Below are 9,120 nucleotides of genomic sequence, written 5' to 3'. Positions count from 1 at the left end.
GCCTAACTTAAATAAAAAAGCCTCCGACAAACCCGGTACGGTTCACTAGGTTTGTGCAACAAAGCCTCAATAAATATTAATAAAATTTTATATTGATTACTTATTTAATCTCTTATTAGAATAAGTTATATTAAAAATAATTATGATTTTTATATACTTAAATTCACCATAATTTCTAATACTTGTGAGTCCAACTTGATTAAATGCATAAAAATACAGCAAAAAAAAACCACACCTAAGGTGTGGAAGATTAAGTGCCGTGGAGAGGCAAAGAGAAACTACAGCCAGTTTCTAAGTTTTATGTTATATAAATGTTAATTAAAGTAATTGGCATTTTATTACAAATTTAAAATTAAAAATCACATGATTGGTTTAAATTTAATCTATTTTTTAAATTAGAAAATATTATTTTTAATTTTAATAATGTTCAATTTCTATCATATTAGTTCTATTTATAATAATTATTTTACAAATTAATTTAAATATTTAATTAATTCAATAACTTAATAATTATGCATTGAAATGCCTACTTTTTAGTTCAAGAGATCAGTTAATCCCATATAAAAAATAAGACTTAATAGGGTGATTAAAATATAATCAAAAACAAGATAAATATAGATCTAATAATTTTTAATAGATTAAAAATAGTTAAATAATTAAATTAAATAGAAATTTCATTATTTTAATTTTAATATAGAGAAAATTGTATAAAAAACAACCTAAACCTAAGTGTTTGATTTAAATTATATATATGGTGAATTTTAAATATAATAATATACATTTGTATATTTAATTAATATCAACTATTTTTTGTAGTTTATGTTTACAAATAAAAACAATACGCATATATTTCGAAATGAATGAATACTAACCAGTTTATTCAAACACAAATATCAATTGTGCTGAAAAAGGCAAACCCGTTGAAAAGCGGGGACGCAAAGCTACCTGCCTAAAGAATATTTATATTCCATGGTCGAGGGGTTACCACGCGTCTTACTGATTTTAAGGTGAGGGTTCCTCTTGTCTTAAATTTAATTTGCCTGGGCAAGCCATAAGTCTTAGTTGCAGTGAATTAATTTTAGCTCAGCTAATTACACTTCTTATCATAATTATGAGGTTCATCATGAAGACTTCTAATGCCAAGTTTTTCAATAAACTCACTTTGATTACTGCCGTAGCTGTGGCAGCAGGAACAGGGATATCTGCTCAGGCAGGAACAGATACAACCACTATGGGACTGACTACAGAGGTTGTTGCTAATTGTACAATATCTGCTGCTGCTTTAAACGTATCAGGCTATGACCCAATTGAAGCTAATAAAACTACTGATTTTGACCAGACAAGCACTGTAACCGTCGCTTGTACTAAGGATACCAGTGCAGAAGTTACTTTCGATCAGGGTAATAACACGGATCGTAGACTTAAAGATTCATTAAATAATCTTCTTGATTATGAATTATATAAGGACACAGCTCGTGGGGAAGTATGGGGTGATACTGCAACTTTTGGTAAAACTATTACAGGCACTGGTTTGCAAGTGGGCCATACTGTATATATACGTGTTCCAGCAGGCCAAAATGTTCCAGCGGGTACATATAATGATACTGTGCAAGCAACAGTTACTTTCTAATGAAAGGGTTTCTTAAACGTCAGATCGCTGTGTGCGGTCTGACGATCCTATTATTGCCTTTAATGGTGTTAACAAGTTTTTCTCATGCTGCTGGCTTTAGTGTAAGCCCTATCAAGGTCAATCTAACCCCTGAAAATAACAAAGTCATGTCACTTAGGGTTCATAACAGTAGTAATGAACTGGTTGCCCTTCAAGCTGAGGTAATGGGTTGGAATCAAAAAGACGGTAAGGATCTTTATGAGTCTAAAACCCGTGAAATTCTGGTGACCCCACCTATTTTTACCGTACCTCCTGGTGAAACCCAGATTATTCGTGTGGGTCTTAGGCGTCCTTTAGACTTAAAACAAGAATTGAGTTACAGGCTGTTCTTGCAAGAGCTGCCACCACCCATCCCGAATAAGTTTCAGGGCTTACAGATGGTGATGCGGATGAGTCTGCCAGTTTTTGTTGCACCTGCTACAGGTCAAGCAAGTTCTGATTTGAGTTGGCGCATCCATCAGGTGAATAAGGGTAATCTCATTCTTGAGAGTCACAATCGTGGCAATGGTCATGCTCAGGTGACAGAGTTGCGTTTGAAGTTACCCAATGGACAGGAATTGGTCCAGACGGGTAATACCTATCTTCTACCGGGTAGTAAACAGGAATGGTCAATAGATTTTAAAGGAGGTTCCCTATCTGGTGCGACAGTTACACTGGTCACAAAAGTGAATGGCAAGACGTTCACTCGTGAGTTGCGGATGGAATAAGCTCATGTTACAGATGTCAAAGCCATGGAAGACTGGTTGGCGATGTGTATTAAGTTCAACGATATTGACCTTTAGTTCTCCTGCATTGGCTTATTCTCCACTGGAATCTGTAACTGTACATGCTGTTTATCACGAGCAATTGCCGGATCGATATCGCCTGCTCGTAGAAACTGAACAAGATATTGCTTTTCACTTGCTTTCAAACCCTTTGAGTGATCAGGTAATTATTGAATTAACGGGCATAGATGCCCATAACCTGGCGAGTATTCTAGCCAATAAAATTCCTAAAGATCATGAGTTGATCCGTTATATTGATATTCAAAATGACAAAGCTGTCACTCGTTTACAACTGACCCTGAATGACCGTAGAAAAGTAAATGTATTTAAATTAGCGCCTGATAGTACCCACGAATATCGTTTAGGTCTGGATCTTTTGCCAATGGTTATAGGTGAAAGTTTTCCAGAAAAACAGGTACAGATTTTCGAGCATTCTGAGCCGCTATCTGCTGTGACTCCACTAAAAGATGAAGCTACATCCGTCGATCATTTGACAGAAAAAAGTCAAAATAACAAATTTAATGAGTTTTGGTTAGAAACGACACTAAACAAGCAACCACAGCAGTCCACTGTATTGGCATTACAAGATACTAATGATCAGATTCTTTTAGCAGAACAGGATCTGCTAAGTTTGAAATTAACCTTACCCAAAACTGTTACAGTTGATTATCAAGGAGAGCGTTTCTATTATTTGCAGGATTTGGGTATACAAAGCCAGATAGATTTACGTCGTTCGACTTTGGATCTTCAAGCACCAGCAAATCTGTTTAAGACGACCGAGCTAAGTGGATCCAAATGGCAACAGAAAACATTGAGTTCTTCAGTGGGAGCTTTCTTCAATTATGATCTTTCGGTAGTACAAGCTAATAGTGATAATGAGATTCGAAGTAGTGGTCTATTTGAGATTGGGACTTTTAATCGTTGGGGAAGCGGTTCGGCAAATTTTCTAGCCCAACATAATCAGACGGGGCAGTCGGCGGAATGGATACGTTTGGATACCCAATGGCGTAAAGATAATCCGCAGACCATGCACACTTTAACTCTAGGTGATACATTCAGTCGTGGTACGGGCTGGAGTGGAGGAGTGCGCTTTGGCGGGTTCCAATGGGGTACGAATTATAGTACCCAGCCAGAATTTGTCACATTACCCTTAATGAGTGTGGCTGGCGAAGCTGCATTGCCTTCAACAGTCGATCTTTACGTTAATGATGCTTTACGTTTACAGCGGGAAGTTCCGCCCGGGCCTTTTACTATCGATGAAATTCCCACCATTACAGGCTCTGGTCAGACTAAATTAATTGTGCGAGACATTCTAGGTCGTGAACAAGTAATTACGAAAGATTTTTATTCTAGCCAAAAAATGTTACGTAAAGGACTGGATGAATATTCGGTTGAACTGGGGGCAATCAGAGAAAACTATGGTCGATCCAGTAGTGACTATGGCCAAATGATGGCCACGACGACTTGGCGTAGAGGACTGAATGATCGCTTTACATTAGAGGCACATGCGCAAGCACTTTCCAAACAGGGATTGATCGGGGTGGGAACGCATTCTCTATTACCTTTTGGTGGAGTACTCTCGCTGGCTGCAGCATCCAGCTATGCTCATGGGCAACAAGGTGCATTTTATAATCTGGCCTTTCAACACCAGGGGCGTATTTTTAGTTTTGGTCTGGATGCCCAACTAGCCAGCCTGAATTTCATGCGGCTGGGGATGAGGGAGACTCAACCTTTACCGGATCATCAAAGCAGAATTTACACAAGCTTCAGAGGGCCAGGCTCAGGTACTGTTAACTTAAGTTATACCAGTCAACGTTATTATGATCGTAAGGATATCGAATTTCTTACGGCAGATTACAGCTTTCGACTTTGGGATATTGGTTCTGTACATCTTTCAGCGCTACATTTTTTGGATGAGCCGCAAACAACACTACGAGCTTCTCTCAGTATTCCATTAAGTATCGATCGTACAAGCTTGAGCTTAAGTGCTAGCCAGACGAAAGAGCAGAACGAAGGGATGATGCAAATCCAGCGTAGCTTGCCCGCAGGTACAGGATATGGTTACAACTTGCGTGTGGGCACAGGAGATAATCAGCAACGTCAGGGAAGCATTAGCTATCAAGGTAATTATGGTACTTATCAGCTAGAAGGTTCACAGATAAAAGATCAAATTGCTATCCGTAGCAATATACGGGGCGGTATTGCATTGGCCGGAGATACCTGGCTGCCAAGTCGACATATTGATAGTAGTTTTGCTGTAGTAAGAATTCCAGGTTTTTCTGATGTGCGTGTATATGCAGAAAATCAGCAGGTGGCTCGTACCAACAGTAAAGGGAATGCACTTATTCCGAGATTAAGACCCTATGAACGTAATCAGATTAGTATTGAGCAATCAGATTTACCTTTGGATGCAAAAATCAAAGGCCTGAATATGGACGTGTATCCTTATTACCGTAGTGGAGTGATGTTAAATTTTCCTGTTACTCGTACTCGTGAGGCATTCTTCAGCCTTGTGCAAAATACTGGTACACCTTTACCAGTTGGAGCAATCGTAACAAATGAAAAAGGAGAACATTTCCCTGTAGGTCTACGTGGAGAAGTTTTTCTGACTGACCTCAATGTAACCAATCAGTTGAAAGCCCAGTGGGAGAATCAGAGTTGTCAATTTCTGCTGGAGGTACCTGAAAATAAAAATCAGATGCTAGACATGGGAGAGGTAATATGCCAGTGATGAGCACCCAATACTTTCCTTATTTTAATCTATCTATGACCTATGAGGTTCAAAATGGTTTTAGAAGTTAAGCATTTTTTTTATAGCATACTAGCATTCCTTCTGCTGTATGTTCCTCCTCAAACCTTTGCTGACTGTAACGTAACTAGCAGTGGGATGTCTTTTGGAAGCTATGATGTTTTTGCAATTAATCACACTGATAGTGTTGGAACCTTAACAGTTAATTGTAGTGTTGAAACACCTTATACATTAAAGCTTGATCCGAATAGCTCAGGAAACTTTAGTGAAAGGAAAATGTCGAACAGCACCGATTTTTTAACCTACAACCTCTATAGTGATGTAGCCCGAACCCTCGTGTGGGGAGATGGTACAAATAGTAGTGTGACTATAAGTGGACAAACAGGAACAACTGAACAACATCCATTTTATGGACGTATTCCTGCTAAGCAGAATGTCTCAGTAGGAGACTATTCTGACATCATTACAGTCACTATAGTTTTTTAAATTGAAGATAATACTAGCAAGATACTACATGGAGTTTCATCGGTGGTAGCAGAACGCAATAATTTAAATGAACGAGGATTAGAAATATCCTTATTTATTTTAATTTGGTGGTGTTTCAAAAAGTATGCTGAAAAAAACAATATGGCTTTTGATAAAATAGAGGTATGAAAATAACGCTACAAATCAAATGTCCTACCTGTCTAAGTAACAATATAAAGAGAAATGGCATCAAAGTAGATGGGAAACAAAACCATCAGTGCAAAGATTGCAAACGTCAGTTTATTGGTGATCATGCATTAAGCTATCAAGGGTGTAACTCAGGTATTACCGGCAAGATATTACATTTAATGGTCAGAGGAAGCGGTGTAAGAGATATTGCTGAAGTCGAGCGTATCAGCATTGGCAAGGTATTACGAACCTTAAGTGAATCGATCTATCAGATTCAGCCTAAACAAAGCCACTACGAATGTCTTGAAGTCGATGAACTTTGGACTTTTGTAGGGAATAAGAAAAATAAAAAATGGCTTATTTATGCCTACCATCGAGAATCTGGAGAAGTTGTTGCTTATGTTTGGGGTAAGCGGGATTTAGCAACGGTTCAACGTCTTAAAGCTAGACTTAAAAAGCTTGGGGTTCAATATGCTGGAATTGCGAGTGATCACTGGGATAGTTTTATCACAGCATTTCAATGTTGCAAGTAAGTGATCGGTAAGTTTTTTACCGTCGGTATTGAAGGTAAGAATTGTAGAATTCGTCATCGAATCAGGCGTGGATTTAGGAGAAGTTGCAACTTTCCTAAAAAGCTCGAAAATCATTTTAAAGCCTTTGATTTGACTTTCTTTCACCTTAATAACGGATTTGTTTAACGCCAGCATACTTTTTGAAACACCACCAATTTTTTTAATAATTCACAGTAGATTAGTTGGAATTTTATTATTTTCTATATACTATTTTATTAACGAGTTTTCTGATTATGAATCATAATAGATTCTATTAAAGGGTATAGAATGTCTGAAAAAATTAATAATCCTGATACTTTATTTATTCTTGATTTTCTAGGTAAACAAACTGATTTAAAAGTTGTTTTGCATACAGTTTCAAAGTGGTTGGAAGGTTTAATTCCTGGATCAATGGTAACTATTATGTTTTTCTCAGAGAAAGAAAAACATTTAAATTTAATCAGTGGACGACAATATTTTACTTCAGCATATCGTAATGCATTAACAAATTTAAAGATTGGGCCATATGCTGGTGCATGTGGAGCAGCAGCTTATTATCGTAACATCGTTATTTGTGAAGATATTTTTATTCATCCTAACTGGAAAAGCTATCAAAAATTTCTTATTGAAGAAAATATTTCTGCTTGTTGGTCTGTTCCTATAATTAGTGCTGAAGGTACTTTATATGGAACTTTTGCAACTTATTATCGAAAACCGAAGAGCCCAACAGATGATGAGATTAAAATGCTTAATCATGCGGCATACCTGACTGCTTTAGGGATCGATCTATATTATGAGCGTCAGCATAAAAATGCTATGAATGATAAATATCATTCTTTCTTTGATCATCATCCTGATACAGTATATGAATGTGATTTATATGGAAATATTACTCAAGTAAATATAACATCAAAAAAGATTAATGGATTTGAGGTAGAGCAGATTGTAGGACTACACTATTTAAATTTTATTCACCTTCAATATCAAAAAATAACAGAAGAAGCTTTTAAAAAAGCTACAGAAGGTCATATTCAACGTTTAGAAATACAGGTTTATGACGTTAGAGAGGAAAAATATTGGGCAGATCTCACCTTTTTACCATTATTTCAAAATAGAAAAATTGTAGGTGTATTTGCAATTCTAAAAAATATTACAGACCGATATAAAACAGAAGAGCATTTACAATTATTAAAACGAGGATTAGATGCAAGTCCTAATGGTATTGTAATTACTGATGCTACTTCAAATCATCAAATTGTATACATTAATCCTGCTTTTCTAAAATTAACCGGATATTCCGAGAAAGAAATTTTAGGTCGTAATTGTCGCTTTCTACAAGGAGAAGATACAGATATTAATGCAGTTCAAGAAATTCACCAAGCACTTAAAGATAAGCGAGAAATTCAAATTACCTTAAAAAACTATAGGAAAGATGGCACCTGGTTCTGGAATCAACTTACTCTTAGCCCTGTATGGAATCAAAATAGTGAATGTACTCATTTTATTGGAACCCAGCAAGATGTGACTCAGAAACTTATAGATGAAGAATATATAAATTATCAGCGTACTCATGACAGTCTAACTGAATTAGTTAACCGTCAGGTTTTTGAAGAGTTATTGGACCTTGCCTTTTACAAAAAGGGTGAAATGAACAATACATTAGCGGTTTTATATATTGATTTGGATGACTTCCGTACTATAAATAAAGATCTCGGATATGCTGAAGGGGATCAATTAATTAAGCTGGTCAGTCAGCGTCTACGGACTATTTTACAAGAAGATGATGTTCTATCACGTTTTGCCGCTGATGGCTTTGCTCTATTATTAAACAAAGAATATACTCAGGAAAAAGTAACTCAAACAGTAGAAGGCATTTTTAAAATTTTAGCTTTACCTTTTAATATAAAAGGGCATCACATTCGTCTGAGCGCAAGTATTGGTATTGCGACTGATACAGAGGAAGTCGAAAATTTTAGAGAGTTATTGCATCATGCAATTCATGCAATGTATGAAGCTAAAAATGAAGGACGTAACACCTGGCACTGGTATACAAGTGGCGTAAGCGTCCGCTGAACACACCTTATGAATTCGTCCTATAAGCCTTAATTTAGTCCCCACTTAAAAACAAGTGGGGACTAAAATTTATGACTACAAATCACCAGACATCCATCGCATCTCTTGCGAAAAAACGAAGAACATACAGTGCTGAATTTAAACAGCAGATCGTTCAGGCTTGTAAAGCACCGGACGTTTCAATTGCTTCGGTCGCTTTGCAACATGGATTGAATACAAATCTCGTATCCAAATGGATTCGCTTAATTGATGCTAAGCCAGGGAATGATCGCTCACCACTACCGAATAAACCTGCATTTATTGCCTTATCTTGCTCTACACCATTAGATCCTACTCCTACTGACATGTTAACGGTTCAAATTACTTTACCCCACTCAAAAGCAGAAATTGGCTTGAAATGGCAAGTATCAGAAATATCTGCTTTAGCAGAATTACTCAAGGCACTTGCAACATGATCCGCATTGATGAAATCTGGCTTTCTACCCAACCTCTGGATATGCGAGCAGGGATGGATACTATCATGGCTCAGGTGGTGAGAGCCTTTGGCTACATCAAACCGCATTGTGCTTACCTGTTCTGTAATAAACGTGGCCATCGCATGAAAGTGCTGGTACATGATGGACTGGGCATCTGGCTGTGTGCCCGGCGGCTGGAACAGGG

8 protein-coding genes, 1 pseudogene and 1 riboswitch are annotated in these 9,120 nt (G+C 37.1%); all 9 genes and pseudogenes read left to right on the top strand.

Going from position 1 to position 9,120, the window contains the following annotated elements:
* Nucleotides 1-900: 900 nt before the first annotated feature.
* Nucleotides 901-989, top strand: a riboswitch (cyclic di-GMP riboswitch).
* A 134-nt stretch (nucleotides 990-1,123) separates the two neighbouring features.
* Nucleotides 1,124-1,630 (top strand): Csu type fimbrial protein, encoded by a 507-nt coding sequence (locus B3143_RS01055; protein WP_286739212.1) that lies wholly within the window; start codon nucleotides 1,124-1,126, stop codon nucleotides 1,628-1,630.
* Entirely contained in the window at nucleotides 1,630-2,376 is a 747-nt protein-coding gene (locus tag B3143_RS01050) for a molecular chaperone (protein WP_312074703.1), read from the top strand. The genes B3143_RS01055 and B3143_RS01050 overlap by 1 nt, the downstream gene beginning before the upstream one ends.
* Nucleotides 2,377-2,380: 4 nt before the next feature.
* Entirely contained in the window at nucleotides 2,381-5,164 is a 2,784-nt protein-coding gene (locus tag B3143_RS01045) for a fimbria/pilus outer membrane usher protein (RefSeq protein WP_286739211.1), read from the top strand.
* Nucleotides 5,165-5,218: 54 nt separating this feature from the next.
* Complete coding sequence (locus tag B3143_RS01040) at nucleotides 5,219-5,668, top strand: Csu type fimbrial protein (protein ID WP_286739209.1); 450 nt, start codon at nucleotides 5,219-5,221, stop codon at nucleotides 5,666-5,668.
* Nucleotides 5,669-5,710: 42 nt separating this feature from the next.
* A complete protein-coding gene (locus B3143_RS01035; protein WP_262458437.1) occupies nucleotides 5,711-5,836 on the top strand; it encodes a hypothetical protein in 126 nt (41 codons plus the stop codon).
* Nucleotides 5,833-6,534, top strand: a pseudogene (locus tag B3143_RS01030) (IS1 family transposase). Before B3143_RS01035 ends, B3143_RS01030 begins: the two are co-directional and overlap by 4 nt.
* 141 nt (nucleotides 6,535-6,675) lie before the next feature.
* Entirely contained in the window at nucleotides 6,676-8,460 is a 1,785-nt protein-coding gene (locus B3143_RS01025) for a diguanylate cyclase domain-containing protein (protein WP_286739203.1), read from the top strand.
* 71 nt (nucleotides 8,461-8,531) lie between these two features.
* Complete coding sequence (tnpA, locus tag B3143_RS01020; RefSeq protein ID WP_005232272.1) at nucleotides 8,532-8,915, top strand: IS66-like element accessory protein TnpA; 384 nt, start codon at nucleotides 8,532-8,534, stop codon at nucleotides 8,913-8,915.
* A partial coding sequence (gene tnpB / locus B3143_RS01015; RefSeq protein WP_286739199.1) for an IS66 family insertion sequence element accessory protein TnpB occupies nucleotides 8,912-9,120 on the top strand: 209 nt, incomplete at its 3' end. The genes tnpA and tnpB, both read left to right, overlap by 4 nt.

The sequence above is a fragment of the Acinetobacter sp. UBA1496 genome (genome assembly GCF_002324975.1).
In the GTDB taxonomy this organism is placed as follows: domain Bacteria; phylum Pseudomonadota; class Gammaproteobacteria; order Pseudomonadales; family Moraxellaceae; genus Acinetobacter; species Acinetobacter variabilis.
The sequence above is the reverse complement of the archived record's forward strand: the minus strand, read 5'-3'. Positions and strand labels throughout refer to the sequence as shown.

Excerpts from the sequence above, each read along its gene's own strand:
- B3143_RS01055 (WP_286739212.1), top strand. The coding sequence starts at position 1,124 with ATGAAGACTTCTAATGCCAAGTTTTTCAATAAACTCACTTTGATTACT.
- B3143_RS01050 (WP_312074703.1), top strand. The coding sequence starts at position 1,630 with ATGAAAGGGTTTCTTAAACGTCAGATCGCTGTGTGCGGTCTGACGATC.
- B3143_RS01045 (WP_286739211.1), top strand. The coding sequence starts at position 2,381 with ATGTTACAGATGTCAAAGCCATGGAAGACTGGTTGGCGATGTGTATTA.
- B3143_RS01040 (WP_286739209.1), top strand. The coding sequence starts at position 5,219 with ATGGTTTTAGAAGTTAAGCATTTTTTTTATAGCATACTAGCATTCCTT.
- B3143_RS01025 (WP_286739203.1), top strand. The coding sequence starts at position 6,676 with ATGTCTGAAAAAATTAATAATCCTGATACTTTATTTATTCTTGATTTT.
- tnpA (WP_005232272.1), top strand. The coding sequence starts at position 8,532 with ATGACTACAAATCACCAGACATCCATCGCATCTCTTGCGAAAAAACGA.